The sequence below is a fragment of the Gordonia sp. LMA167 genome (assembly GCF_058130025.1).
In genome coordinates this window covers 4938044-4963776 of record NZ_CM176708.1, presented here as the reverse complement: position 1 = coordinate 4963776, position 25733 = coordinate 4938044, and the positions used below count along the sequence as shown (strand labels likewise).

General features: G+C 65.9%; 23 protein-coding genes, 2 tRNA genes and 2 pseudogenes. 17 read left to right on the top strand and 10 right to left on the bottom strand.

From position 1 onward, the window contains the following. Nucleotides 1–59: 59 nt before the first annotated feature. Together ACVT6V_RS22585 and ACVT6V_RS22580 are read left to right on the top strand one after the other, a co-directional pair. Entirely contained in the window at nucleotides 60–911 is an 852-nt protein-coding gene (locus ACVT6V_RS22585; RefSeq protein ID WP_489896329.1) for a hypothetical protein, read from the top strand. 602 nt (nucleotides 912–1513) lie between these two features. Further along, nucleotides 1514–1930: pseudogene (locus ACVT6V_RS22580) on the top strand (IS1634 family transposase); the annotation flags it as partial. 117 nt (nucleotides 1931–2047) lie between these two features. Here the strand turns inward: ACVT6V_RS22580 and istB are convergent. Further along, nucleotides 2048–2830: an IS21-like element helper ATPase IstB gene (istB, locus tag ACVT6V_RS22575; protein ID WP_489896328.1), complete on the bottom strand. Its 783-nt coding sequence runs from the start codon at nucleotides 2828–2830 to the stop codon at nucleotides 2048–2050. Then, a complete protein-coding gene (gene istA / locus ACVT6V_RS22570) occupies nucleotides 2827–4353 on the bottom strand; it encodes an IS21 family transposase (protein WP_308191738.1) in 1527 nt (508 codons plus the stop codon). Before istA ends, istB begins: the two co-directional genes overlap by 4 nt. Before the next feature lie 217 nt (nucleotides 4354–4570). Here istA and ACVT6V_RS22565 point away from each other — a divergent pair. The 3 genes and pseudogenes from ACVT6V_RS22565 to ACVT6V_RS22555 all read left to right on the top strand — a co-directional run. Beyond that, a pseudogene (locus ACVT6V_RS22565) lies at nucleotides 4571–5653 on the top strand (IS1634 family transposase); the annotation flags it as partial. A 272-nt stretch (nucleotides 5654–5925) separates the two neighbouring features. Beyond that, entirely contained in the window at nucleotides 5926–6117 is a 192-nt protein-coding gene (locus tag ACVT6V_RS22560) for a hypothetical protein (RefSeq protein ID WP_489896327.1), read from the top strand. A 43-nt stretch (nucleotides 6118–6160) separates the two neighbouring features. Continuing rightward, nucleotides 6161–6493, top strand: a complete 333-nt coding sequence (locus ACVT6V_RS22555; RefSeq protein WP_489896326.1) for a hypothetical protein — start codon at nucleotides 6161–6163, stop codon at nucleotides 6491–6493. Between the two features lie 82 nt (nucleotides 6494–6575). Here ACVT6V_RS22555 and ACVT6V_RS22550 read toward each other — a convergent pair whose 3' ends face one another. Beyond that, a complete protein-coding gene (locus ACVT6V_RS22550; protein ID WP_489896325.1) occupies nucleotides 6576–7241 on the bottom strand; it encodes a chymotrypsin family serine protease in 666 nt (221 codons plus the stop codon). Nucleotides 7242–7555: 314 nt separating this feature from the next. Between ACVT6V_RS22550 and serA the strand changes: the two genes are divergently transcribed. The 4 genes from serA (at nucleotide 7556) to ACVT6V_RS22530 (ending at nucleotide 11676) form a co-directional block, all read left to right on the top strand. Next, the gene (serA, locus tag ACVT6V_RS22545) at nucleotides 7556–9151 is read left to right on the top strand and encodes a phosphoglycerate dehydrogenase (protein ID WP_489896324.1); all 1596 of its coding nucleotides are present in this window, start codon (nucleotides 7556–7558) and stop codon (nucleotides 9149–9151) included. Beyond that, entirely contained in the window at nucleotides 9148–10158 is a 1011-nt protein-coding gene (locus ACVT6V_RS22540; RefSeq protein ID WP_489896323.1) for a 3-isopropylmalate dehydrogenase, read from the top strand. The genes serA and ACVT6V_RS22540 overlap by 4 nt, the downstream gene beginning before the upstream one ends. Before the next feature lie 109 nt (nucleotides 10159–10267). Beyond that, on the top strand, nucleotides 10268–10621 hold the full coding sequence (locus tag ACVT6V_RS22535; RefSeq protein WP_489896322.1) for a GntR family transcriptional regulator: 354 nt from the start codon (nucleotides 10268–10270) through the stop codon (nucleotides 10619–10621). A gap of 65 nt (nucleotides 10622–10686) precedes the next feature. Beyond that, complete coding sequence (locus ACVT6V_RS22530; protein WP_489896321.1) at nucleotides 10687–11676, top strand: DUF1648 domain-containing protein; 990 nt, start codon at nucleotides 10687–10689, stop codon at nucleotides 11674–11676. Nucleotides 11677–11679: 3 nt separating this feature from the next. Here the strand turns inward: ACVT6V_RS22530 and ACVT6V_RS22525 are convergent, their stop codons facing one another. The 5 genes from ACVT6V_RS22525 to ACVT6V_RS22505 all read right to left on the bottom strand — a co-directional run bounded on the left by ACVT6V_RS22525 (nucleotide 11680) and on the right by ACVT6V_RS22505 (nucleotide 17809). Then, the gene (locus ACVT6V_RS22525) at nucleotides 11680–12903 is read right to left on the bottom strand and encodes an MFS transporter (RefSeq protein ID WP_489896320.1); all 1224 of its coding nucleotides are present in this window, start codon (nucleotides 12901–12903) and stop codon (nucleotides 11680–11682) included. 71 nt (nucleotides 12904–12974) lie between these two features. Further along, entirely contained in the window at nucleotides 12975–13391 is a 417-nt protein-coding gene (locus ACVT6V_RS22520) for a VOC family protein (RefSeq protein ID WP_489896319.1), read from the bottom strand. Nucleotides 13392–13488: 97 nt separating this feature from the next. Continuing rightward, nucleotides 13489–13980, bottom strand: a complete 492-nt coding sequence (locus ACVT6V_RS22515) for a DUF3237 domain-containing protein (RefSeq protein ID WP_489896318.1) — start codon at nucleotides 13978–13980, stop codon at nucleotides 13489–13491. A 41-nt stretch (nucleotides 13981–14021) separates the two neighbouring features. After that, nucleotides 14022–14843 (bottom strand): oxygen-binding di-iron domain-containing protein, encoded by an 822-nt coding sequence (locus tag ACVT6V_RS22510; protein ID WP_489896317.1) that lies wholly within the window; start codon nucleotides 14841–14843, stop codon nucleotides 14022–14024. Between the two features lie 122 nt (nucleotides 14844–14965). Beyond that, nucleotides 14966–17809 carry an ATP-binding protein gene (locus ACVT6V_RS22505; protein WP_489896316.1) on the bottom strand — a complete coding sequence of 948 codons (2844 nt, stop codon included), beginning with the start codon at nucleotides 17807–17809 and terminating at the stop codon, nucleotides 14966–14968. A gap of 78 nt (nucleotides 17810–17887) precedes the next feature. On the opposite strand from ACVT6V_RS22505, the gene ACVT6V_RS22500 reads away from it, so the two are divergent. The 5 genes from ACVT6V_RS22500 (at nucleotide 17888) to ACVT6V_RS22480 (ending at nucleotide 21404) form a co-directional block, all read left to right on the top strand. Next, a complete protein-coding gene (locus ACVT6V_RS22500) occupies nucleotides 17888–18697 on the top strand; it encodes a fumarylacetoacetate hydrolase family protein (protein ID WP_489896315.1) in 810 nt (269 codons plus the stop codon). Continuing rightward, complete coding sequence (locus tag ACVT6V_RS22495; RefSeq protein ID WP_489896314.1) at nucleotides 18694–19515, top strand: alpha/beta fold hydrolase; 822 nt, start codon at nucleotides 18694–18696, stop codon at nucleotides 19513–19515. Before ACVT6V_RS22500 ends, ACVT6V_RS22495 begins: the two co-directional genes overlap by 4 nt. Nucleotides 19516–19577: 62 nt before the next feature. Continuing rightward, nucleotides 19578–21053: a glutamate--tRNA ligase gene (gene gltX, locus ACVT6V_RS22490; protein WP_489896313.1), complete on the top strand. Its 1476-nt coding sequence runs from the start codon at nucleotides 19578–19580 to the stop codon at nucleotides 21051–21053. 156 nt (nucleotides 21054–21209) lie between these two features. Beyond that, nucleotides 21210–21281: transfer RNA gene (locus ACVT6V_RS22485), tRNA-Gln, on the top strand. Between the two features lie 50 nt (nucleotides 21282–21331). Next, nucleotides 21332–21404: transfer RNA gene (locus ACVT6V_RS22480), tRNA-Glu, on the top strand. Nucleotides 21405–21478: 74 nt separating this feature from the next. Here the strand turns inward: ACVT6V_RS22480 and ACVT6V_RS22475 are convergent. Together ACVT6V_RS22475 and ACVT6V_RS22470 are read right to left on the bottom strand one after the other, a co-directional pair. Further along, complete coding sequence (locus ACVT6V_RS22475) at nucleotides 21479–21982, bottom strand: PPOX class F420-dependent oxidoreductase (protein WP_489896312.1); 504 nt, start codon at nucleotides 21980–21982, stop codon at nucleotides 21479–21481. 68 nt (nucleotides 21983–22050) lie between these two features. Continuing rightward, nucleotides 22051–22785 carry an IclR family transcriptional regulator gene (locus ACVT6V_RS22470; protein ID WP_489896311.1) on the bottom strand — a complete coding sequence of 245 codons (735 nt, stop codon included), beginning with the start codon at nucleotides 22783–22785 and terminating at the stop codon, nucleotides 22051–22053. Between the two features lie 92 nt (nucleotides 22786–22877). On the opposite strand from ACVT6V_RS22470, the gene leuC reads away from it, so the two are divergent. The 3 genes from leuC to ACVT6V_RS22455 all read left to right on the top strand — a co-directional run bounded on the left by leuC (nucleotide 22878) and on the right by ACVT6V_RS22455 (nucleotide 25721). Further along, on the top strand, nucleotides 22878–24314 hold the full coding sequence (leuC, locus tag ACVT6V_RS22465) for a 3-isopropylmalate dehydratase large subunit (protein ID WP_489896310.1): 1437 nt from the start codon (nucleotides 22878–22880) through the stop codon (nucleotides 24312–24314). 40 nt (nucleotides 24315–24354) lie between these two features. Further along, a complete protein-coding gene (leuD, locus tag ACVT6V_RS22460) occupies nucleotides 24355–24948 on the top strand; it encodes a 3-isopropylmalate dehydratase small subunit (protein ID WP_489896309.1) in 594 nt (197 codons plus the stop codon). Nucleotides 24949–25121: 173 nt separating this feature from the next. Further along, complete coding sequence (locus ACVT6V_RS22455; RefSeq protein WP_489896308.1) at nucleotides 25122–25721, top strand: HU family DNA-binding protein; 600 nt, start codon at nucleotides 25122–25124, stop codon at nucleotides 25719–25721. Nucleotides 25722–25733: the final 12 nt, after the last annotated feature.

Genomic DNA, 25733 nt, shown 5'->3' with positions numbered 1-25733 from the left:
GTCCGCGGTCAGAAACGCGGCCGGTGAGTTCGAAGGCACCGACGTTGAATCCTCGTCTCATGGATCTGGGACATGCCGACTACGATCTCGGCAATTACATTCGTCGGCAGATTCAGCTAGCGAAACCCGAATTGCCCGAGCTGCCGAGCGACGTACACGCACCCAAGGACTTCACGACCGATCCGTATTCCGACGAGAGTCGAGCCGAGGACCCGACCATCGGTCGCGAGAATCAGCGGAAGAAGCTCGCAGAGCACATGTTGGGCACCGTTGTCGACAAGGAAACAGTTGCCGTGAACGGTACGACGGTGACGACGCTGAGAATGCTCGATGGTGGTCGACAGGTTTATACCGACGCCCATCACGGAGGTATCGGCGATACGTTCGACCTGTATAACGAGAAAGGGCCGCTCATTTCGTCGAGAGTGAAGAATCCCGACGGATCGATGACGACAACGTTGATGCGAGGGGGCAAAAGCCCTGTCGTCGTAACCGAGAGTCGTGACGGGAAAGCCTCTGCGGAGGTGGATGGCGTTCAGGTGCAGGTCCCGAATTCGGACCACGTTGCTCAAGCGCTGGCCGGCGGCGGAATGGCAGCCCTCGAACCTCATGTCACCGATGGCCTCCCTTTTATCTCAGCAGCCCAGGCTGAGAAACTGCAGGTCGGCGCGAAGGCGGCCGGTCCGGCGTTGAATGTCCTTGGTACCGCGGTTGCCGTTGTGGAGGCGAAATCAGGATACGACCGATGTGTCGCGGGAACGACGGGGGCGGTGACTCTGATGGGGGACCTTGCTGTCAGCGCGATGGTGTCCGAAACCGCAGGTGCGGCAAGACTGTTTGGCGCGGGCGCAGTGAGCGGTTTGGCTTTCGGGATGATCGGGAACCTGGCCGGGCAGGCGGTGTGCAAGTGAGTGCCCAAGCATCGCTCCCGGTCCCGAGCCTCTGGGCCAAGGGCTTTTCCAGGGGCGACAAGGGCACTCTCTGCGTATTCATTGTGTTGTCAGCCGTGATCGGAGGGCTTGGCATCGCCGTGGTCGTCTCCAGCCAACTATTCGGGTTTGCTTGTGCTGCGTTGGTATGTGTTGGTTATGCCTGCGAATCGCCATCATTCGATCGGTACGGCGTCGGTGTCACAACGACCATCTCGACTTCGAGTTCGGTGTGCACGTACGGAACGGCGCCCTAGTCCTACATCGCGATACGAGGATCCGCGGCTATGAGATCGTGGCAGCCGGTTCGACCGGGCTGGGATTCCTGATGTTCGCTTACAGTGTCTCGAACGAGAATTGGTCACTACCGGCGGCCGGTATGGGCCAGTTGGGCCTCTACCCACCTGTCGCACTTGTTCTCGGGGGCTTGTACGTCGTTCGTGCAGTTCGGGTTTCGCGCTCCCGGGCGGGAGAGTACGACCTGACTTGGCTCATTTTCCCAGATTTTCAGACTCGGATGGGGTCTGATCTGGGGTGATGGGTCGCGGGGTGGACACTAACCGGTGCCTCGTAGGCTGGCGGGCGTGGCATTTGTGCGCACGGTGAAGACCAAGTCGGGGGCGACGGCGGTCCAGATCGTGCACTCCAATCGCCGCGGATCGCGCACGATCGAGCACATCGGTTCGGCACACAGCGACCAGGAACTGGCGGCATTGAAGGCGGCGGCGACCGAGCGGCTGCAAGCCGGTCAGCAGCAGCTGGATCTCGGGCTGATGGCGGGGCCAGGAGCCTTGCCGATCACGTCCTCGCGCATGGCGGTGCTGTGGGACACCCTCACCGAGGTCTACGACACTCTCGGTTTCTCTGAGAAGGTCAATGGGGACACTGTGTTTCGTGATCTCGTGTTCGCCAGGATCATCGAACCCACCAGCAAACTCGACTCCCTGCGAGTGTTGAGCGAGGTCGGTGTCGAGCCGATGTCGTACGCGACGATCAAACGTCTGTCAAGGGACAGCGGGAAGTGCCCATAGGTGGACATGGAAACTGCCCGTAGACGGTCATGAAGGGGTGCCCGGTGGCGGACACGAATCTGCCCACAGGTCGGCCACCGGGGATGGTCAGTTCAGGGCGGTGACCCCCTGCCCGGCGAGTGCTTGGGCCAGGCGCACGGAGTCACCACTGGTCTGGCACAGGTGGGCATGGTGCAGCAGCCGATCCACTGTGGCGGTGGCCAGGGTTTTGGGCATCAGCTCGTCAAAACCCGACGGGTGCAGGTTGGAGGACACCGCGACGGATTTACGTTCGTAGGCGGCTTCTACGACCCGATACAGGCCCTCGGCAGCATCGCTACCCACGGGGAGCAGGCCAACGTCATCAATTACGACGAGCTCGGCACGCACGATCTTGGCGATGGCCTTGCCCAGGGTGTCGTCGGCGCGGTGCGCGCGCACCAGGGTGCCGAGTTGCTCGAGGCTGAACCACGCCACGGGCATGCCGGCTTCGATCACTTTCTGCCCGAGCGCTTCGAGGAAGAATGTTTTGCCGGTGCCGGCGGGCCCGCAGACGACGAGGTTCTCCCGTCGCTGGACCCATTCGAGGGTTTGCAGGGCGTGCTGGGTGGGTACCGGGATCGATGAGGCGGTCTCGTCCCACACGTCGAAGGTCTTGCCGGTGGGGAAGTTCGCCGATTTGCGCCGTGAGGCGAGCATGGAGCGGGCCCGGCCGGCCGATTCCTCGGCGAGCAATGCTTTGACGACTTCGGCGGGGTCCCAGCGCTGAGAGCGGGCGGTGGCGAGCACATCGCCGGCGATGGCGCGGGCGTGCGGGAGCCGCAGTTGCCGCATCAATGCCTCGACCTCTGGGGGCAGCACGGTGTGGGGTGCGGTTGTGGCGGCGGTCATCGTGTTTCCTCCTCGGTGGCCTCATTCTCATCGATAGTGTTGGTGCCCAACATGTTCCATCCCTTCGTTCCCTGGGCCAGGGACGTGGTTTCTGAGGCGTGATGCCGCGTCTGGTCGAGCCCTTTGGCGGCGAGGACCGAGTCGAGGTCACCGGTGGCGAAGCGGCCATGCACCGCGGCATTGCCCAGTGCCCAGTCCACATCTGCCGCCCCGTGCAGCGCGGCCAGGGAGACGGCGTGGCGCATCTTCTCCCGCATCCGTTCGGTACCGACGGAGGCGGCTTCTTTCAGCCACAACCCGGCGCCCTCGCCGATCGCCAGGAATGCCTGTTCTTCGGCGGTGCGGGCCCGAATCCGATAGTCGCCTGGTGTTTTCGGCTGATGTCCGGGGAAATGTGCGTCGTCGATCGCGGGGGTCCCGCGAGTGGCGCGGGCATGCCGGGCGACCTCGACCGGGCCGCCGGCATCGAGAGCACACACGATCACCTCGTCGGTGGTCGGATGATGACGCACCCACACCGATTGACCCAACAGTGTTGCCGGAACAGAGTATTGGCAATGTTCGAAGGCGATTATCGGCGTGTTCTTGGGAACCTGACGGGTCACCCCCAACCCGGCGGTATGCGGCAGCTGCGGAATCGGATGCAACCGCATCCGTTCGGCGGCGAGCATCTCCACCGGCCGCCGACCGGTGGTGCGGTGCTCGCGGTCGTTGACCTCGACCATGAACTGCTCACACGCCGCCACGACCTGCGCGAACGAGTCGTAGGCCTCGAGCAGATTGGTGTCGGTCGGCACGATATCGGCCTTGGCCAGCTTGACCGCGTTTTCCACCCCGCCCTTGGTCGCCGGGTCCGCCGGCTCGCAGGTGAGCACGGTGGTGCCGTAGTAGCGGCTGAACGACACCGCGTCGCGGTTGCGGACCGGGACCCCGGCGATATGGCCGGTGGTGACGGTCTTCTCGTTGTCGGTCAACACATAGGTCGGTGCGCCACCGATGATGCGGAACGCCCGGTCCAGGCCGGCGAACACACTCGGCGCGGTGCGGTCTCGCAGCGCGATGACCACCCGGTAGCGGCACCACGCCAGCCACGCCACCAACAACACGACCTTGCGGCCATCAACAACCGGCCCGTCACCGAAGTCGTACTGCAGCCACAACCCGGGTTCGGTGATCCACGGACGGTGTACCCGCGTATTACCCAGTCGCCATGAAGCTTTCACTTCTGCCACCGCACGACGTGTGGTACGTTCAGTGCCGCTATAGCCCAGAGTGACAAGCTTTTCGTGCGCCTTGTCGGCGCGGATCTTTCCGTTCGTGTCCTGCACCCACCCCTCGATATGCGGCAGGAAATCGTCGATCAACCGGGCGCGACGCACCGCCGGCGCCAGCCCAGCAGCACGATCGTCCACCGCCCGCTTGACCGTGTGATGGCTGCACCCGCACAACTGCGCAGCAGCCCGATACGACCCCGTCAGGTCGTAGGCATTGAGTATGTCCATGAGTTCTCCGTCAGACTTCAAGAAGGGTCTCTCCCGTGCGTGAGTTCGATACGACTAGGCATCGCCATCGAAACCACGGGAGAGGCCCGCACAGCGCAGACGCGCCGTCGGATGAGACAGGTGCAGGCAAAATCGTGTCCGCCAACGGGCAATTTCGTGACCGCCAGTGGGCAGTCCTTATTGGCCGTCAGCGGGCACTTTCGTGACCGCCCATGGGCAGTTTTTCATGTCCGCTGACAAACGTCGTCTGCCGATGTACGCGGCCGCGCAGTTTCGCCGTGATCTGGCCGCGGCGTGCGCCGATCACGCGCGGGTGGGACCGGCAACCTTCTGCCTCTACGACGTCACGACCTTGTACTTCGAGACCGACAAGGCCGACGGATTTCGCGAGCCCGGCTTCTCGAAAGAACGCCGGCTCGAGCCGCAGATCACCGTGGGGTTGTTGACCGACGCGTCGGGGTTCCCGCTGATGATCCAGGCGTTCGAGGGCAATAGAGCCGAGACAGCCACGATGATGCCCACCCTGCGGGCGTTCATGGCCGCCTACAGCCTTGAGGACGTCACCGTGGTCGCCGATGCCGGGATGATCTCGGCAGCCAACAAGGAGGCCATCGAGGTGGCCGGGTTGTCGTTCATCCTGGGCGAGAAGATCCCCACGATCCCGTACGTCATCAGTAAGTGGCACAACGATAATCCCGATCAGGCGCCACCGGATGGGTTGGTGCTGACCCAGCCGTGGCCGGCGACCTCCAAAACAAGGTATCGCCGTAACCAGGTGGTCTACTACCAGTACAAAGCCGATCGGGCGCGCCGGTCGATCCGCGGTATCGACGAACAGATCGCCAAAGCGGAAAAGGCTGTGGCCGGCAAGATTCCGGTCAAACGCAACCGGTTCGTCACCCTCAAGGGCGCCGATAAGACGGTCAACCGAGATTTGGAGACCCGCGCCCGCACGTTGGCCGGGTGGAAGGCGTATGCCACCAATATCAGTTCTCCGACAGCGGATTTCGTGATCGGCACCTACCACAACCTGTGGAAGATCGAGAAGAGCTTCCGGATGTCCAAACATGATCTGGCCGCGCGTCCTATCTACCACCGCCTGCGCGATTCGATCGATGCGCACCTGTCGATCGTGTTCGCCACCCTGGCGATCACCCGGGTCATCGAGGCCCGCTCAGGCTGGTCGATCAAGAAGTTCGTTACCACCGCCCGCCGTTACCGCGCGATCACCATTCAGGCCGGCGAACACACCATCAACGCCGCCGACCCGATCCCCGACGACCTGCAAAAAGCGATCATCGACATTCGCGGTGGACACTAACTTGAGCCAAGTCAGGTTACAGTGTCTCGAACGAGAATTGGTCACTACCGGCGGCCGGTATGGGCCAGTTGGGCCTCTACCCACCTGTCGCACTTGTTCTCGGGGGCTTGTACGTCGTTCGTGCAGTTCGGGTTTCGCGCTCCCGGGCGGGAGAGTACGAGATCTCGCCAAGCGGGATCCGCCACGGTCATAGAGGGGTCACGCGCCTATGGGAGACGATCCAGCGCGCCGCCCCGGCGGCGATCGCAGGGGACAAGAGGTTAGGTGCTTGGGTGGCGCTCGAACCCGTTGATCGACGTGATGAATTGCGGGTCGACGAAACTGCAATCGGCCCGACCGCAACATTGTGGCTGTTTGACTTCTACCTCCGCCACCCGGAACTCCGAGGGGAACTGTCGTCCACAACACCGGTCAAACGGCTGCGAAATGCCTCAATCGTCGAGGATGAATCGCGATATGTCTGAATTGAGCGGTATACCCGGTGAGTACATCGATGTGCTCCGCGATATGGCCCTCGACCCCGCAACCAGGGCCGCCGTTCGCGAAACCGTCCTCGAGTTGGACCTCGCGCCACTCACCGACCTGGTGATGCCGATGCCGAGTTCCTGGCGTTCGGATGACTACAGGCTGTTCTGTGAGGATCGTCGGGTTCGCGCGGCGGAATTGGCACGACAAATCCATCATGCGGTTGACGAATTGATGGACCACAGCTTGCGAACTGGTCTGTCTGGAGTCAGCGACACTGATCGCGACGCCGTCGAAGAGTGGACGCGCGACCAATTCGAGCGAGAGCTGGGTGCCTGGCTGCGCGTCAATCCGACTGTCACCTACGAGCGCTGATCCCGGTCACTCCGGCGGACGAACGACAAGGTCCCCCGCGCGCCACGAGCGCTCGGGGGACCTTGTCGTTCGCGCAGGTCGATCAGATCGGGCGGAAGCCGCCGTATTGTGGCAGCGAACTGACCCGCTTGAGGACCGGTCCGATGTTGGTGCCGGTCTCGGGGCCGAGGCAGGCCAGGAAGTAGTAGGCGTTCACCATGCCGACGAGGCGGTCGCCGACGACCACGGGGCTGCCGGAATCGCCTTCGATGACGCACATCTGGCTGAAGTGCACGTCGCCGTCGGAGAACCAGCTCATGCCGCACGTACTGCCGGTCGTGCGGCCCTCCTTACACGCGACGGTGGGGAAGGAGAGTGGCCTGGTGTCGACGGACCGGATGGTCAGGCCGCGAACAGTTCGCAGCGGAACGACCTTCGCCGCGTTGAACTCGATGATCGCGATGTCGAGGTCACTGGCCGAATACTTGATCGTGCCGGCCTGACCGCGATCCTGGAAGGTCTCGGAATACACCTTCTGGCCGGGATCGCCGCAGTGGCCGGCGGTGATGCCGATCAGCTTGCCGGTCTTCGATTTTCCGATCGTCGTCAGCGTGCACGCGGCCGCAGAGTTCCCGCCCTTGAGGACCAGGATTCCCGAGCCGCCGCCGAGATAGATCTTTGCCGGTGCGGCCACAGCAGAGCCAGCCCCCCAGCCGGCCAGCACCGTTGCCGCCAAAACAGCCAACAGTGCTGTCAGCTTCCTCATCATCCAAACTCCGCTCATTCGACGCGCACAAGAAACCCCTGTGGACCCGAGGCGTGCTCGGGGCCAAGCACACGGTACCGGGCTGCGCCCGCATACGGCGCGGCGCGGAATCGTCCCGGGGTCGGTTTGCAACCTATCCGTAATGCCGATCACAATCTACCCGCATTTCGGAGTATGCCGAGCTGACTGGCATACACCGCCTGCGAATCGGACAAATGCCGACGACTAAGCTGTGCGCGGAAGTCCTCGCGGTCGATTGCGACCGGCCGCGACGATCTCCACCACACCTACGCAGGCCCCCGACCATGGAGATTATCGTGACCTCAGCTGGCCGTCCGGTCGTTCTGATCGCCGACAAACTGGCACCCTCGACCGTCGAAGCGCTGGGCGACGACGTCGAGGTGCGCTGGGTGGACGGGCCCGATCGGCCCAAGCTGCTCGAGGCCGTCGCCGACGCGGATGCACTCCTCGTGCGGTCCGCGACGACGGTGGACGGCGACGTGCTCGATGCAGGCCCCAAGCTGAAGATCATCGCCCGCGCCGGCGTCGGTCTCGACAACGTCGACGTCCCCGCCGCCACGGCGCGCGGTGTGATGGTCGTGAACGCGCCGACGTCCAACATCCACACCGCCGCCGAACACGCCGTCGCGCTGTTGATGTCCGCCGCACGCCAGATCCCCGCCGCCGACGCGACGCTGCGGGAGCACACCTGGAAGCGCTCGGCGTTCAACGGTGTCGAGATCTTCGACAAGACCGTCGGCGTCGTCGGGCTCGGCCGGATCGGTCAGCTGGTCGCTGCCCGGATGGCCGCGTTCGAGACGTCGATCATCGCCTACGACCCGTACGTCTCCGCGGCGCGCGCCGCTCAGCTCGGCATCGAACTCGTGACCCTCGATGAACTGCTGGAGCGCGCCGACTTCATCACGGTGCACCTGCCCAAGACACCTGAGACGCTCGGCCTGATCGGCAAGGATCAGCTGGCCCGTACCAAGAAGGGTGTCGTCATCGTCAACGCGGCCCGCGGCGGTCTGGTCGACGAACAAGCACTCGCCGATGCGATCACCTCCGGCCACGTCCGCGGAGCCGGGCTGGACGTCTACGCCACCGAGCCGTGCACCGATTCACCACTTTTCGATCTGCCGCAGGTGGTCGTCACCCCGCACCTCGGTGCGTCGACCGGCGAGGCACAGGATCGTGCCGGTACCGACGTCGCCAAGAGCGTGCGGTTGGCGCTGGCGGGGCATTTCGTTCCCGACGCGGTCAACATCACCGGCGGTGCCGTCGACGAAGAGGTCGCGCCCTGGCTCGAGGTCGCCCGCAAGCTCGGTGTCCTGGTGGGCGCCATCAGCAATGAGCCGCCCACCTCGCTGGTCGTCGATGTGCGCGGTGAGATCGCGTCCAACAACGTCGAGGTGCTCGGGCTCTCGGCACTGCGCGGGCTGTTCTCCGCAGTGCTCGACGAACCGATCACCTTCGTCAACGCCCCGGCAGCGGCCGCCGAGCGCGGCGTCACCAGCGAGGTCACCACGGCGCCGGACAGCCCGAATCATCGAAGCGTCGTCGACGTGAAGGCGGTCTTCCCCGACGGCACGGTGCACAACGTCTCGGGCACGCTGACCGAGCCCCGGCTGGTCGAGAAGATCGTGAACATCAACGGCCGCAACTTCGATCTCCGTGCCGAGGGGCACAACCTGATCGTCAGCTATGCCGACCAGCCCGGCTCGCTCGGCAAGATCGGCACCCTGCTCGGCAACGCAGGGGTCGACATCCGCGCGGCAGGCCTGTCCCAGGATGCCGAAGGGCCCGGTGCGACGGTCGTGTTGCGGGTGAGTGAGCCGCTCGGTGACGACCTCGTCGCCTCGGTCGGCGAAGCGGTCGGTGCGACCCTGATCGAACAGGTGGATCTGACATGAAACTCGCTGTCATCGCCGGCGACGGCATCGGTCCCGAGGTCATCGGTGAGGCCATCGGCGTTCTCGAATCCGTCGTTCCCGATGTCTCGACCACCGAGTTCGATCTCGGTGCACGTCGTTACCACCGCAACGGTGAACTTCTGACCGAGGACGACCTGGACTCGTTGCGTCGTCACGACGCGATCCTGTTGGGCGCGATCGGTGACCCGTCGGTCCCGTCCGGTGTGCTCGAGCGTGGACTTCTGCTGAACATGCGGTTCGCGCTGGACCACCACGTGAATCTCCGGCCCTCCCGCAAGCTCCCCGGCGTCACGTCGCCGCTGGCCGGTGACCCGGACATCGATTTCGTGGTCGTCCGGGAGGGGACCGAGGGTCCCTACACCGGCAACGGCGGCGCGATCCGCACCGGCACTCCGCACGAGGTCGCGACCGAGGTCAGCGTCAACACCCGCTTCGGTGTGGAGCGTGTGGTGCGCAACGCGTTCGAGCGTGCGCAGGCGCGTCGCAAGAAGCTCACCCTGGTGCACAAGACGAATGTGCTCACCTTCGCCGGTTCGATGTGGAGCCGAACCGTCGCCGAGGTCGGGGCGGAGTACCCGGATGTCACCACCGACTACTGCCACGTGGACGCGGCGACGATCTACCTCGTCACCGACCCCGGCCGGTTCGACGTGATCGTCACCGACAATCTGTTCGGCGACATCATCACCGACATCGCGGCCGCGGTTACCGGCGGCATCGGGCTTGCGGCGTCCGGCAATATCGATGCCACCCGTACGAATCCGTCGATGTTCGAACCGGTACACGGCAGTGCCCCCGACATCGCCGGACAGGGCAAGGCAGACCCGACCGCAGCCATCCTGTCGGTGGCACTGCTGCTCGATCACCTCGGCGAGACCGACGCCGCCCAGCGAGTCGAGAAGGCCGTCGCCGACGACCTCGCCGAGCGCGGCTCGGAGGAACTCAGCACGTCCGAGATCGGAAAGCGAATTCGCGAACGCGTCTGATCCGCGAAGCGACGAGATGACCCCGCCCGGCGCATACCGGGCGGGGTCATCTGCATCTCGGATCTGAGCCCCCATTGTTCTATTTGAAATAGAACTATATGGTGTTTGTGTGTTGATCCGGATCGATCCGACCTCGCGGACACCGCTGTTCGAGCAGGTGGCCTCCTCGATCCGTGGCGAGATCATGCGTGGCGACCTCGTCCGCGGTGATCGGCTCCCGCCCGCGCGTGAATTGTCACACTCCCTCGACATCAACATTCACACCGTGCTGCGTGCCTATCAGATGCTGCGGGACGAAGGGCTTGTGGAACTGCGTCGTGGGCGCGGGGCCCTGATCACCGATGCCGCTCGCGATCGTGCCGATCTCGTGGGCGCGATCGACGAACTGATACAGGTTGCCCGGCGACTCGGGGTGACGCGCGAGGATACGACGACCCAGATGCTGGAGAGGTGGGCCCGATGACGGAGCGGTCTCGAGGGAATGGCCCTGGAAGCAATGTCCCTGGAAGCATTGGCACGGAACAGGGGATGACGGTAGGCGCACGTCGACTGGTCCTGGTGCTGGCCATCGCGCCGTCACTGGTCGCCGGTATCGTCGGCACTCTCCTGATCGCCTCGTGGCGTGGCGAGTTACCCGATCCCGTTGCGACACACTGGTCGTCGCACGGGGCCGACGGGTTCTCGAGTCAGACCTTCATCGTCGCCGTGCCGCTCGTCGTGGGCGTCGGTTGTGCCGTCATCGGCGCGCTGTGCATCCTCCTGCATGATCGCACGCTGGTCAGAACCGCCGTCGGACTCGTTGCGGGCGTGGCGGTATCGACCATCAGCCTGATCGTGTGGACGGCCGCGATGCAACGCGGCGCCGACGATGCGCGGGCAGTGGGCACCCCCGGGTGGCAGATTCTCGGCTCGTGGTTCGTCGGAGTGCTGGTGGGCTGCGCCACCGCTGCGGTCATGCCGAAGTGGCGAACCCACCAGCCGGGCGACGACGCGGGGGAGCGTCCCCGGCTCAGCGTCGGGGACAACGAACGGATTGTCTGGACCCGCGTGGTGTCGATGTCGGCTCCCGCGGCTGCCGTCCTGGCCGTGTCACTCCTGACGGTGGCGATGGTCGCCATCGTCACCCGGTCTTGGCCTGCCGTCGTGGTCGTGGTCGTCCTCGTCGTCGTGATCGCGGCGATGTGGAGTGTTCGGATCACCGTCGATCGCTCGGGCATCGCTGTGCGCGGATTCCTCGGGTGGCCGCGCACCGTCATCACGGTGGCGGAGATCGACCATGCCGAACTCGTCAGGGTCCGCGCGCTTCGTGACTTCGGGGGCTACGGCTACCGCATCGCGATGCGAGGTGATCTCAAGGGCGCCAAAGGATTCGTGTTTCGATCCGGCGAGGCGATCAGCGTGACCCGGCGCGACGGCAGGCGTGAGGTCGTGGTCGTCGACGACGCACGGACCGCAGCCGGGCTGATCAACAGCTTCGCGAACCCCGGCGGTCCGCACCGCACTCGCCTCGACGCGTAGGCGTCAGCCGCCCGGTCGTGCTTCCAACCCGACCGGGACCAGCCCGATCGCGATCAGCGGTGCCACGGCGACGATTCCGAATGCAGCGGGGTATCCCGTGGAGGCGATGACGGCCCCGATCAGGGGCACTGCGGCCGAGGCGGCCAGATATTGTCCGGTGTTCTGGATCGCGAGACCGCGGCCGCTCCATCTCGGTCCGGCGTACTCGGCGATGGACGTGAACGCGAGTCCGTTGTCGGCCACGGCGACAATCGATGCGGCGACCATGAAGACCACCGCCACCGGGCTGTCGATCCAGTCCAGGAGCGCCAGCCCGCCGGTGAATGCCGCGGCCGCGACGGCGATCAGCCGCACCGGACGCATCCGCGAACCCCAGACATCAGACCAGCGGCCGGCCGCGATACGCCCTAGGGCGCCGATGATCTGGGTGACGGTAACCAGAACGCCGGCGGTCGCCGCGGCCCAGTTGTGGTCGCTGATCAGCCATACCGGCACGAAGGTCCACAGTGCCATTTGGGGGATCACCAGTAGCACACTCACCAGGTGGACTCGGGTCAGGAACGAGCTGCGGCGGTACGGATTCTCCACGAGGACCGACGACGGGGCATCGCCGTCGTCGGTGGCCGGGATGGCTTGTGGCGCGGGCGGCGGGTCGATGATGCCGACCGCGGTACCGACCAGCGCAATGACGGTCACCACGAAGAACACCGCGAGTCCACCGGCCACACCGAATCGCTCGGCGAGCAACGGCACGGTGAGTGCGCAGACCCCGATGCCCAACGGCTGTGCCATCTGGCGGATACCCATGGCGGTACCGCGCTGATCCGGAGGGAACCACCCCACCACGATTCGTCCGCTCGCTCCGTTTGTGGACGCCGACGCCGCACCCGCGAGGACCAGCAACAAGCCGATGACCCGGAAGCCCTGATGTGTTGCCGCGGCGAGGACCGCCGTCGCGGTGACGACGGCCGTGGCGCTCAACGAGATCAGCAGGATCTCCCGTTCACCGCGTCGGTCCAGAGCCCACCCCCACGGCACGGTGGTGAGCATCAATCCGACGCCTGCGGCGACAGCAAGAAGCGACGCCTGCGGCAACGTCATCCCGCCCGCGGTGTGCAATTGCGGGATGAGGAAGGCGACGCCGCCGGCGATGCATGCGGTCGCGAGCGCGGCGGTGAGTGAGCAGCCGAGGATGCTCCAGCGCCGCGCCGTGGTGATCGTGGCCATGGACCTCGCACCTCCGTCCAGCCCGTCCGTGGGTCGGCGACACGCGTTGCCGGTCCGATCGAGAGATCGGTTCAGAGGTAGGTGAGCAGTTCAAGCGGGATGCCGTCCGGGTCGCGGAACACCAGGGCGCGCATCCCGAAGTCGGGGAGATCCCGGACGGGGTCGTGCTCGACGTCGTTGACGTCCAACCACGTCACCCATTCGTCCAGTGTGTCGGTCGAATCCACGAGAAGTCCGACGTGGTCGAGGCCGGTCCGCTTCTCGGAGAAGGTCGCGCCGTCCTGTCCGTCGTGGCGGTGCACAGCCCACCAGACCCGACGATCCGGGTCCGCGAGAACTGCGCCCTCGCCCCCCTCGTGGTCCACGGTGATGACGTGCTCGAAACCCAGCACCCGCTGGTACCAGGCGCGTGAACGGTCGATGTCGACGACCGTGAGTGCGACATGGGCGATGCTGTGCAGCGGTGGTGGTGACGACGGTGAGGTCATGCTCATCCCTCTTCTCGGGTTCTCGTCGTTTCGGTGTGTCGGCGCCGCGGTGGGCCGCGGTGTTCACCGCGGCCCACTGTGGCGCTGGTCATCTGACTCAGCCGATCCTTCGTGCTTCCACGGACAGTGTCCCATTCGCGAAGTTCACGGTTCCCGTATGCGCGACGATCGTCCGGTTGAGCTCGGTGTGCTCGGGAGCGGCCGTCTCGAACGTCGCGGCGACATGGATCGTGTAGGGCTGTGTCGGCCAGGTGAATCCGGGCGCGACGATGTCCGACGGCACCGGGGCGTCGATGCCGGTCGGTGGGAGCAGGTATCCGTGGAGTTCTGCCGTGATCACCGTGTCGCCGAGCCGGATCACCTCGTTGGCCGTCACGATGCCGACGCCGTCGCCGCGGATGCGGAAATAGTCGACGCCGACGAGTTCCGCTCCGGTCAGGTCGCCGTACGTGAGGCTGCCACCGAAGTGGCCGTCGAGGCGGAACCCGTCGGCGACGGGGCCGACCGGGATGATCTGATTGAAGTTGCCCTCGAACCGGTAGAGGACCTCGTAGCCCTGCTTCGGTCCGCGGTCGATGGTTGTGGTCATGATGGTTCTCCGTGATGTCGTGTCGATCGGATGGGTCGGGGTCATGCGGCCCCGGCGGGTGCGAATCCCGCCAGAAGCGATTCCAGTTGGGATTGCGTCATCGCCGGGGCGGGCTGCGTTGCCTGCGCCGCGACAACGGAATCGAGGCTGTCCTGCACGCGGCGTACCGGCGGTAGATGTGAGGACAGGAGAGAACTCGGGGCGAGTCGCCCTACGGCCTCGACCTGGTCGACGAGCCGTCCGCGATCCATGTCGAGGACCCAGGGGCTGTCCACTGTCGACCATGTCACCTGGGCCTCCCGGAGAACATCGGATGCCACGTCGTCGGCGGATTCGACGGTCACCAGGTCGTCGGGCAGCGGTGCGCCGAAACAGTCGGAACTCACGTAGGCCCCGGTCTTTCCGTCGAGGAAGCCCAGCGTGCCCGGGCTGTCGAACAACGGCGGGCGTACGGCACGGAGCACTCGGTCGCCCACGTCGACGACGTCGCCCGCGTTGACGATGCGCGTGCGCTCTGGTGGGATCAGACCGTCCGGCGCCGCACGACCGAACGCCATGAACGTACCGAGAACTGTTGCCCGCGGTGCCATTTCGAGTAGCCGCGGAAGTGCTCCGGTGTGGTCGCGATCCTCGTGGGTGAGCCAGATCCAGCGCAGGTCGGCCGGATCCACGAGATCTCCGAGTGCGTCGAGGAAGTCGTGGTCGAGGATCTCGACGCCGGCGTCGACGAGGACGGGTTCGTCGGCGGTGATCACGAAGGCGTTCATCGGGATGGTGCCCAGTCCGGGTACCGGCCAGTAGGTCGGGATGACGTGAGTGTCGGCGGACACCGAGAAGGTGTCGCCCACCCATGGAGTCTGCATGATTGTCTGCTTTCGTCGTCTGCCCGGAGGATTTCCCCGGTGCGACATCGAGACTTCCGCAGTGCGAGCACGTCGTTAGTGATCGTGGGTACCCATTTAAGGCGCGATGGCGATCGACCACCTCAGACCAGGCGAAGTTCCTCGGCGAGCTCGGCGAGTTCCCCGCGGTCGCGCGCCGAGAGCTTGGCGAGCAGGCTACCCACATGCCGTTCCACCGTGCGGGGCGAGAGAACGAGCCTCGATGCGATCTCGGCATTGGGAATCCGGAGCGCGATCAGGGACAGCACGTCGACCTCGCGGCTGCTCACGCCGCGTTCGAGGAGTGCCGGGGGCACCTGGCTGTGCCCACGGCCCCGGCGCGGGATACTCACGCCCATCTCGCGCAGGATCTGCCGGCTGTCCGCGGCGAGGGGTTCATGATGATGGGAGGAGAACCAGCGGACCCCTTCGGTTGCCCACGTCGCCGGCTCGCCCCATCCGGACTGCCGCGCAGCACGAACAGAGATCCACCGGGTGACGTGGACAACCCATTCGACACCCTGGTATCCGCGCAAAGCGTCCTCGGCTGCGCCGAAGAGCCGCGTAGCCGACTCTCGGTCGCCGTCCGTGCCGGCGCGGACGGCGAGGGCGGCATCGAGCAGGGCCCGGTTGAATCGCGTGTCCGCGCCGGACGCCCTGCGGACCCGCTCGACATCCCCGGACCGCAGCACACCCTGCGCCGCGCGCACGAGCGCCCAGAGTCCCCAGTGTGGGAAATGGTGCCCGGGAAGTGACTCGAGCCGATCGGCCGCATCGTCGAGATGCTCTGCGGTGGTTGCCATATCGGCGCCGAAGAGTGCGCGTAGAGCACGCACGCGACCACTGACCCCGGCCTCGATAGCGTCGAGTTCGCCCCCCGCGCCGGTGCGGGCGCGGGCGATGGCCGTCTCCATCGCCGGGTCGTCGCGGTCGTACGCGTAGGACCGGGCCGTGGTGAGCCAGGCCCAGTTCTGGACCGGCGAACCGATCCGGCCCGCCACGTCGGCGGCACGTTCGGCGGCGATCCGTCCGGACAGCGTCTCGCCGCGAGCGACACGCGCTTCGGCGAGGTGGAAGTCGGCGTGGGCGATGATGTGCGGGTCGCCGATCTCGATGGAGAGTCGGCGCGCGTGATCCAGCCGGTCGGTCCGCAGGTTGTCGAACAGGTCGATGGTGCCCAGCTCATGAAACGCACGAGCCTGCCAATGGAGGTCGCCGGCCGCCTGCGCCTCGGCCAGTTCCCGTTCGAACCACGCGGTGCCCGCGGCCACGTCGGCGACACGCTCTGCGCGGCCGGCCGTCTCCATCGCCTCGCATCGGAGACGGTGGTCGATGCCGTGTTCGTCGGCGAGTTCGGTCGCGAGAGCAGACGCCGCGTCGAGCCTTCCCTGCTCGAGAAGAACTTGCGCCTGGAGCCCACGCAGACCGGGGCCGGGGTCGTTGGCGGCCAGCAGCGTGGCGATCTGGTCAGCGGCGGCCTCGTGGTCCCCCGCGACCAGCGCCGCGCGGGTGAGCGCCTCGCCGACACGCCTCGTCTCGGCACGGTGTGCGGGCAGCGTCGTGAGGACCAGTTCGCCCAGATCCCGCGCCGCGACGTGATCACCCATGGCGCCCAGGATTTCGGTGAGCTCCACGGCTGCCGCGGTCCAGACGTCGTCGTGTACCGAATCGGGTTCGGAAACCAGCGGGCGTAGTCGGTTCATCGCCTGTGCCAGAGCGCCGCGCGCGGCCGCGTCGAGACCAGTGCGCAACATGATGTTTCGCCACAACATTTGGTCACCGGCGTCCTCGGCGAGTTCGAGTGCGAGGTCGGCCCGTCCGTCACGCGGTTCACCGTCGGTGCCGACGATGGATTCAAGTGCCTTGCGCGCCAGTTGATGCCGTTCGGGTGGCAGGATGTTGCGCCGCACCTCATCGCGCGTGAGCGCGTGCCGGAACGACACCCCCGACGGGGACACGGACAGCAGACCGGCATCCTGCGCGGTCCGGAACGCCTCGGCGACGGCAGTGTCGGTGAGCCCGGTCATGGCCGGGATCATCGTCCAGTCCACGTCGTGACCGATCACTGCGGCGGCATGCAGAGCACTGCGGGTGGTGGACGGCAGGTCGGAGATGCGCCTGGCCACCGACGACGCGACGGTGGGTGGCGCGACGGTGTGCAGCAACGGGGCGTCGACCCGCCAGACAGTGCCCTCCCGGGTGAGGGTCGCCGATCGGACGAGTCCGGCGATCAGTTCCTCGACCGCGAAGGGGTTGCCGCCGGCACGGGTCACGATGAAGTCCGTCAGCGCCGGATCGACGGCATCCACCTGCAGGCACTCCAGCACCAGTTCCTCGACCGCACCGGGTGAGAGGGGGCCGACCTCCAGCAGGTCGATCACCCGCCGTTGCATCAGCCGGGTCAATTCCGCAGGCAGGTCCGCCGGCCGCGCGGCCATCACGACGAACGCACCGTGCGCCTCGAGGTTGTCGCACAGGTACGTCAGCGCGGTCAACGTTTGCGGATCCGCCCAGTGCACGTCGTCGAGGATGACCACGAGCGGTGTGCGGCGACCGGCGACACGGAAGAACCTGACCAGTTCCTCGGCCTGCACGATGGGGCGGGCGCCGGCGTTGGCGAGGGCGCGGACCATCGTCTGCCACGCGACCCAGAGGTGGTCGCCGGGCCGGCAGCCGGAGGCGAGGTCGAAGCGCGAGAGTGCCTCGACCAGACATCGAAACGCATCGCCGTCACCGTCGATCGCGCGACCCTGCAGCACCCACTCCTGGCGCGCCCGGGCTTCCTCGGCCAGATCACGGAGCAGACGCGACTTGCCGATGCCCGCGACCCCGGTCACGAGGACCGGACGTCGCGCCGAGCCCGTGGCCGGCGGATCGACCCGCAATGCCGCACGAAGGTCGTCACGTCCGATCAGGCGTTCGGCGAGGAGCTCAGTGCCCGTCGGCATGTGATCACTGTCTCGCATACCCGAGCGCCTCACAAGACGACGCGGGCGGCTCCGCGTGGGTGCGATAGTGTCGGGACCATGCGTTTAGGACGGGTCGCCAGCCCCGACGGGGTAGCTTTTGTCGCAATCGAGGAGGCCGAGGACGGTCCGCGGGCACGGGAGATCGCCGAACATCCTTTCGGTACCCCCACATTCACGGGCCGATCGTGGGCACTGCCGGATGTGCGGTTGCTGGCCCCGATTCTCGCGTCGAAGGTCATCTGCATCGGCAAGAACTACGCCGCCCACGTGGCCGAGATGGGTGGGGAAGCGCCGCCGGCGCCGGGAGCGGAGCGAGCGGGCCACGTCCCGGCCGATCCGGTGATCTTCTTGAAGCCCAACACCTCGATCATCGGACCCGAGGTGCCGATCGTGCGGCCACCGTCCTCCGATCGGGTCGACTTCGAGGGCGAGCTCGCCGTCGTGATCGGGCAACCGTGCAAGGACGTACCTGCCGCGAAGGCCAACGATGTGATCCTCGGGTACACGGTGGCCAACGATGTGACCGCCCGTGATCAGCAGCAGGCAGACGGACAGTGGACCCGCGGCAAGGGCTATGACAGTTTCTGCCCGCTCGGCCCGTGGATCGAGACGGAATTCGATCCGGCCGACGTCGAGGTCGTCACCGAACTCGACGGAGAGGTCAAGCAGCGGTCCCGGACGTCGCTGATGCTCCATGACGTCGGTGCGATCGTGGAATGGATCTCGCGGGTCATGACACTTCTGCCGGGTGACGTCATCCTCACCGGTACGCCGGAAGGTGTCGGCCCGATGGTCGCCGGGCAACGGGTCGAGGTGACCGTGGAAGGCATCGGAACCCTCGGCAATCCCGTGGTGGACAAATCGTGAAGGCACCCACCATCGCACGGGTCAACGGGATCGATCTCGCCTATGAGGAGTTCGGCGACGGCCCCCTGGTCGTGATGGTGATGGGCACGGGTAGCCCGGGCCGGGTGTGGCAGGCCCATCAGCAACCCGCGTTGACCAAGGCCGGCTACCGAGTCGTGACGTTCGACAATCGCGGTATCTCACCGTCGTCCGAATGTGTCGACGGCTTCACCCACGATGACATGGTCGCCGACACCGCGGCGCTCATCGAACATCTCGGTGGGGGACCGGCGTTCGTCGTCGGGACCTCCCTGGGAGCGCGGATCACCCAGGAGTTGGCGCTGTCGCGGCCGGATGTGGTGAAGGCAGCGGTGATGATCGCCACCTACGGGCGCAACACCCCACTGCAGCAGGCGATCTCGGCCGGCGAACGTGCGTTGTACGACAACAAGATCACCTTGCCCGCGGACTATGCGGCGGCGATCACCGCGCATCTCAATCTCTCGCCGCACACCCTGGACGACGATCGCTCCGCGAAGGACTGGCTCGACGTCATCGGGTTCTCGCCGCAGACGGTCACGGCGGGGGTGCGGGCCCAACTCGGACTGCATGATCGCGAGGCGGACCGTCTCGCCGCCTACCGGGCCATCGGCCGGCCGGCGATGGTCATCGGGTTCGCCGACGATCGCACGCTGCCCCCCAAACTCGCACGCGAGGTCGCCGAGGCGATCCCCGGAGCGCGGTACGAGGAGATCGCGAAGGCAGGCCACTTCGGGTACCTCGAACAGCCGGCCGAGGTCAATCGGCTCCTGGTCGAGTTCCTCGCCGCGCATCGCTGAGTCATGATGTCGGAGCCGGACGGCAGGCAGGCCGCGACCGGTGATTCGATACGCTGACCTCTATGAGTGGCTCCGATGTGCGCGTCCGATTCTGTCCGTCCCCGACCGGTACCCCGCATGTCGGCCTGGCCCGGACCGCGTTGTTCAACTTCGTCCAGGCACGCCACGACAAGGGCACCTTCGTCTTCCGGATCGAGGACACCGACGCCGCACGTGACAGTGAGGAGTCCTACGCGGCGATTCTCGATGCCCTGCGGTGGCTCGGGCTCGACTGGGACGAGGGGCCCGAGGTCGGCGGACCCTACGGTCCCTACCGGCAGTCGCAGCGGCGTGAGATCCATCTCGACGTCGTCGACAAGCTCCTCGCCGCGGGCGAGGCCTACGAGGCGTACTCCACACCCGAGGAGGTCGAGACCCGTCATCGGGCCGCGGGCCGTGACCCCAAGCTCGGCTACGACAACTTCGATCGTGGCCTGACCGACCCCCAGCGGGCGGAGTATGCCGCGCAAGGGCGTAAACCCGTTGTGCGCCTACGGATGCCGGACCACGACATCACCTGGGATGACCTGGTTCGCGGTACGACGACGATCAAGGCGGGCACCGTTCCGGACTTCGCGCTCACCCGCGCCAACGGTGAGCCGCTCTACACCCTGGTCAACCCGGTCGACGACGCGATGATGAAGATCACCCATGTGCTGCGCGGTGAGGACCTGTTCTCATCGACACCGCGCCAGATTGCGTTGTACGACGCCCTGATCCGCCTCGGGATCGCCGAGCGGGTGCCGGAGTTCGGGCATCTCCCGTTCGTGATGGGGGAGGGCAACAAGAAGCTCTCCAAGCGTGATCCGCAGTCGAATCTGTTCCACCATCGTGACCGTGGGTTCATCCCCGAAGGCCTGCTGAACTATCTGGCGCTGCTCGGGTGGGGCTATTCCGGGGAGTCCGACGTGTTCACGCTCGACGAGATGATCGGTGCGTTCGATGTCCGCCAGGTCAACTCCAATCCTGCGCGCTTCGATCAGAAGAAGGCCGACGCGATCAATGCCGAGCACATCCGTCGACTCGATGCCGGGGATTTCGCCGCTCGGCTCAAGGGCTACCTGGTGTCCGCCGGTCATCTGACCGAGCCCGTGGCCGAGCCCGCATTCAGCGCGTTGGCCGAACTGGTGCAGACGCGCATTCAGGTGCTCGCCGACGCGTGGCCGCTCATGTCGTTCCTCTATGTGTCCGACGAGGAGTTCGTCATCGACGAGAAGTCGGCGGCCAAGAATCTCGGTGCCGACGCCGGGCCGGTACTCGATGCCGCGATCAGTGCGGTGTCCGCCCTGGACACGTGGACGGGTCCCGCGATCGAGGAGGCTCTCAAGTCCGCTCTGGTGGACAACCTCGGCCTCAAACCGCGCAAGGCGTTCGGTCCGGTACGGGTTGCGGTCACCGGCTCACAGGTGAGCCCTCCGCTGTATGAGTCGATGGAACTGCTCGGGCGTGAAAAGAGCCTCGCGCGCCTGGCGTCAGCACGTGAAATCGTCCCGATTTAGGGCTTTGACCTGCTGATTTGTGGTCACCGGGTATCCCTTTGGTAGTCTTCTTCTCGGTTCAATTCCGACCGGATGCCGGGAGCGAAGCGAACGGGCCCGATTGTTCGGGCGCGGGAGCCGAGCAAACGGGTTCACCAGGTCGGCGAGGGAATCCCTTGGGGTATGGTGTAATTGGCAACACAGCGGTTTCTGGTACCGCCATTCTAGGTTCGAGTCCTGGTACCCCAGCGAACTGCCGGTTACCCACTCCGGGAGTTTCAACTGAATAGCGTGTCCATGGCCCCGTCGTCTAGCGGCCTAGGACGCCGCCCTCTCAAGGCGGTAGCGCGGGTTCGAATCCCGTCGGGGCTACAAAGCGAACGCCTCCTCCGGTCTCCGGGGGAGGCGTTCGTCGTCGGTGGCGAGCGCGGTCAGCGGAGCCCGCGTCAGTCGCCGACGCCGGGCGCGGTGCTCCCGCCGACGGGCATCGGGTCGAGGCCGAGCTTGCGGTGATCCCACGAACGCACCCGATCCGGTACCAGACGGACCGCGACCCGCTTGTGCATCATCTGGTCCACGAACGGCCGCATCTCATCGGTGTAGGGGCCGGTGTACCGCTCCCAGACGCTGATGCCGACCATCAGGCAGGAGTCGGGGTCCTCGAGGATCTCCGCGGTGCCCTCGAACGCCACGCCGCGGAGCGTGTCGTAGGTGTCGCCGTCCTCGATCATCACCGAGCATCGGCTGTTGCGCCGGAGGTTGACCGCCTTCTGTGACTTGGCCTTGGTCTCGAACCAGATCTCGCCGTTGACGACCCCGTACCACATCGCGACGAGGTGAATCCCGCCGTCGGGACCGGTCGTCGCCAGCGTCGCGGTTCGACTGTTCGCGACGAAGTCGCCGATCTCGGTCTCGGACATGACGATCTGGCTGCGTTGATTGACTCCCATTCTCCGAAGCTAGCCGACCGGTGCGTTCGGGTCTTGGAAAGGTGTGAAGATCTGAACTCGTGGGTGTCTCAGCTGCGCGGCGGTTGCAGCCGTTTGTGGATGGCGTCGGCCGCGGCAAGGAGATCGGCCGCCCACCGTGCGCCCGGACGACGACCCATGCGGTCGATCGGACCGGACACCGAGATCGCGGCCACCACCTCGCCGGTTCCGTCGCGGACCGGGGCCGACACACTGGCGACTCCGGCGGCGCGCTCGCCGGCGCTCTGGGCCCAACCGCGCCGACGGATCTCGTGCAGTGCGCGTTCACTGAAGACGCTGTCGTGCAACAGCGCGCGCTGGGTGCTCGGTTCAGCCCATGCGAGCAGGACCTTGGCGGCCGAGCCGGCGCTCATGGGAAAGCGTGTGCCCACGGGCACGGTGTCGCGCAGCCCGGTCGGGGGCTCCATCGCGGCGATACAGACGCGTTCGGCGCCCTCGCGGCGATAGACCTGGACAGATTCGCCGGTGATCTCGCGCAGCCGTGGGAGCACCATCAGCGCGGCCTCCCGGACCGGATCGTGTGCCGAGGCGGCGAGTTCGCTCAAGGCCGGGCCGGGATACCAACGCCCGGAGGCGTTGCGGGCCAGGAGTCGATGGGTCTGGAGGCCGACGGCGAGGCGGTGTGCCGTCGCCCGGGGCAGTCCCGTCCGCTCACAGAGTTCGGTGAGATTGCAGGGGGCGTCGGCGATCGCCCGCAGAACCACCACCGTTTTGTCGAGAACACCGATTCCGCTGGTGGCAGTCGATGCGCTATCCTGTCCCATAGGACGATACTAGCGTCCCAGATAATGAGATGCACCCCCGTTGCGGAAGATGCGGGAGTGCTGCGACACGACCAACAGATGCGAGTACTGCCATGAGTTCCAGCCCAAACGCACCGCGTACTCTCGCCGAAAAGGTGTGGGACGACCACGTCGTCGCGCGCGGCGAAGAGGATGCCGCCGGGAATCGTAATCCCGATCTGATCTACATCGATCTCCATCTCGTTCACGAGGTGACGAGTCCGCAGGCATTCGATGGTCTCCGGCTGGCCGGCCGTCCGGTGCGTCGGCCGGACCTGACCATCGCGACCGAGGACCACAACGTGCCGACGGTCGACATCTTCAAGCCCATCGCGGACGAGGTCTCGCGCACGCAGGTGGAGACGTTGCGCCGCAACTGCGAAGAGTTCGGGATCCGTCTGCATCCGATGGGCGACCTCGAGCAGGGCATCGTGCACATCATCGGTCCGCAACTGGGGCTGACCCAGCCGGGTATGACCGTGGTGTGTGGGGACAGCCACACCTCCACGCACGGCGCCTTCGGGTCGATCGCGATGGGAATCGGCACCTCGGAGGTCGAGCATGTCCTGGCCACCCAGACGCTTTCCCTGCGTCCCTTCAAGACGATGGCGATCACCGTGGACGGCGAATTGCCGCCGGGGGTCACGAGCAAGGACCTGATCCTGGCCGTGATCGCGAAGATCGGCACGGGTGGCGGGCAGGGTTACATCCTCGAGTATCGGGGATCGGCCATCGAGAAACTCTCGATGGAGGGCCGGATGACGATCTGCAACATGTCGATCGAGGCGGGCGCCCGGGCCGGGATGATCGCTCCGGATCAGGTGACCTACGACTTCCTGAAGGGTCGTCCGCACGCCCCCACGGGTGCCGATTGGGATGCCGCAGTCGAGTACTGGGACAGTCTGCGAACCGATCCCGGCGCCGAGTTCGATGCCGAGGTCCACATCGATGCCACCGAGCTGACCCCGTTCGTCACGTGGGGCACCAATCCGGGGCAGGGGGCGCCGTTGGGCGCCAGCGTCCCGGACCCCGCGGAGATCGGCGACGAGAACGCGGCGAGTTCCGCGCGTCGTGCGCTCGAGTACATGGACCTCGTGCCCGGCACACCGCTGCGGGATGTGAAGGTCGACACCGTTTTCGTCGGCTCGTGCACCAACGGGCGGATCGAGGATCTCCGGGCTGTCGCGGACGTTCTCAAGGACCGCAAGATCGCCGACGGCATGCGCATGCTCATCGTGCCGGGGTCGATGCGGGTGCGAGCCCAGGCCGAAGAGGAGGGGCTCGGCGAGATCTTCGTGGCCGCCGGCGCCGAATGGCGGCAGGCGGGATGTTCGATGTGCCTGGGAATGAATCCCGATCAACTCGCGCCCGGCGAGCGCTGTGCCTCGACCTCCAACCGAAACTTCGAAGGGCGGCAGGGCAAAGGCGGCCGGACCCACCTGGTGTCGCCGGCGGTCGCGGCGGCCACTGCGATCCGCGGCACGCTGTCCGCACCTACGGATCTCGCCTGACTTCAGAGCACAACACCCCCATCAGACGATCGGACACATCATGGAACCTTTCATCACCCACACCGGCATCGGTGTGCCGTTGCGGCGCGGCAATGTCGACACCGACCAGATCATCCCCGCGGTCTACCTGAAGCGGGTGACCCGCACGGGCTTTGAGGACGGATTGTTCGCCGCGTGGCGCAACGATCCCGACTTCATCCTCAACAACGAGCCCTGGAACCGCGGGTCGGTTCTCGTCGCCGGGCCCGACTTCGGCACCGGGTCGTCTCGCGAGCACGCGGTCTGGGCTCTGTCGGACTTCGGCTTTCGGGTGGTCATCTCGTCGCGCTTCGCAGACATCTTCCGCGGCAACGCCGGCAAAGCCGGGTTGGTGGCCGCTCAGGTGGAGCAATCCGACGTCGAATTGCTCTGGAAGCGCCTCGAAGAGCAGCCCGGGCTGGAACTGACGGTCAGTCTTGCCGATCGGACGGTCACCGCCGGAGACCTTGTGGTGCCGTTGGCAATTGATGACTACACGCGGTGGCGTCTGATGGAGGGTCTCGACGACATCGGACTGACATTACGGCAGGTAGAGGCGATTTCTGAGTTCGAGGGAGCGCGTCCCGGCTTCAAGCCGGTGACCCTGAATCGATGATCTGAAGCCCCCTTCGCGGGCTGTTCGGGCCCATCGCCGGAAGGCGATTCCTGCTTTCGATTTCGCAACATGCCTGGTTAATTGGCGTGGAAGATGGACGTTTTCGAATTGGACGTTTACCGTGTGGAGTTAGCTGGCCTACAGATGGGTCAGAACAGCTTGCGGAGGTTTCAATGAACAAAGCAGAGCTCATTGATGAGCTGACCAAGAAGCTCGATGCGGATCGCAAGACTGCGACAGCCGCTGTCGAGCTCGTCGTCGACACGATTGTGCGTGCCGTCAACAAGGGTGAGAGCGTCACCATCACCGGCTTCGGTGTGTTCGAGAAGCGCAAGCGCGCTCCTCGAGTCGCTCGCAACCCGCGGACCGGCGAGACCGTGAAGGTGCGCGCCACTTCGGTTCCCGCCTTCCGTCCCGGCGCCCAGTTCAAGGCCGTGGTGGCGGGCAAGCAGAAGTTGTCCGCCAGCGGTCCGGCGGTGAAGCGGGGAAGCGGTACCGCCGCGGCTCCGGCCAAGAAGACCGCAGCGAAGAAGGCTCCGGCCAAGAAGGCGGCTCCCGCCAAGAAGACCGCGGCCAAGAAGGCTCCGGCCAAGAAGGCGGCACCGGCCAAGAAGACCGCGGCCAAGAAGGCTCCGGCCAAGAAGGCGGCACCGGCCAAGAAGACCGCGGCCAAGAAGGCTCCGGCCAAGAAGGCGGCACCGGCCAAGAAGACCGCGGCCAAGAAGGCTCCGGCCAAGAAGACCGCGGCCAAGAAGGCGACCACCCGGCGCTGAGTGCCCGCGGTT